1 pseudogene is annotated in these 932 nt (G+C 36.6%); it reads left to right on the plus strand.

The annotated features are described in order from the left end of the window. A pseudogene (locus ACFIQE_RS10920) lies at positions 1 to 932 on the plus strand (damage-inducible protein); the annotation flags it as partial.

Genomic DNA, 932 nt, shown 5'->3' on the forward strand with positions numbered 1-932 from the left:
ATGCGTCGAGCAGAGGGTAAAAAAAGAGGCTATATCATTCTACCCGTTGGGATACCCGCTGATATTCCGCCGGAAATAGCCTTAGAAAACAACCAAAAGTATAATGTCATCTGGCAAGTTCTCAATGCTTTACGTGCTCATGATGATAACTTTAATAAAATAATTCACCATATGCACAAAAAACAAGACGTAAGCGATGCTCTTGAAATTGTTGCTGCTTCTCAAGAACTTGCGTTAGAAGATACGACCACGGTTATTGATGATTTACCTATACGCTCAAAATTAGAGTATTCAGGACTTAATATTGGGTTAGCAACTTATGAATCCTCTCACACATGTGAAGAACAAGGAGAACTCCCCCTTTTTTCTAAAAGTAAAGATGTCATTAGAACTGCTATTGTTAATAGATTTTACGACCCTAGCTATTGGAAAAAATGGGCAATAAATGTTGGTGATCTTGCTCAAACTCATATCACACGCTTAACTGAGGTTTTGACGAAATCAGAAACTGAAACACGGCGTGTGTTTAATGATTTTATGACCGAATTACGTAGTAATTTAAATACAACTATCTCCGAACAAAATGCGATTGAAATGCTTGCGCAACATCTTGTGACGCGTCCAGTCTTTAATGCTTTATTTGAGGGGCATCAGTTTGTTCAAGAAAATCCCGTATCTTGCGCTTTACAACGTGTACTCAATGCCCTTGATAAAGTTACTCCTAAAGAAGAATCTCAAGATCTCAAAAATATTTCTAAGAGTGTACAATTTTACACGCGTGGAATTACCACTCTTGAAGCACAACAAAGTTTAATTGTAGAGCTTTATAATGAATTTTTCCGTTATGCTTTTCCGCGTACAGTAGAAAAATTAGGCATTGTTTATACTCCCATTGAGGTTGTTGATTTTATCATTCATTCTGTTGATGATGT

The sequence above is a fragment of the Bartonella sp. AA1HLJMS genome (assembly GCF_042197445.1).
In the GTDB taxonomy this organism is placed as follows: Bacteria; Pseudomonadota; Alphaproteobacteria; order Rhizobiales; family Rhizobiaceae; genus Bartonella.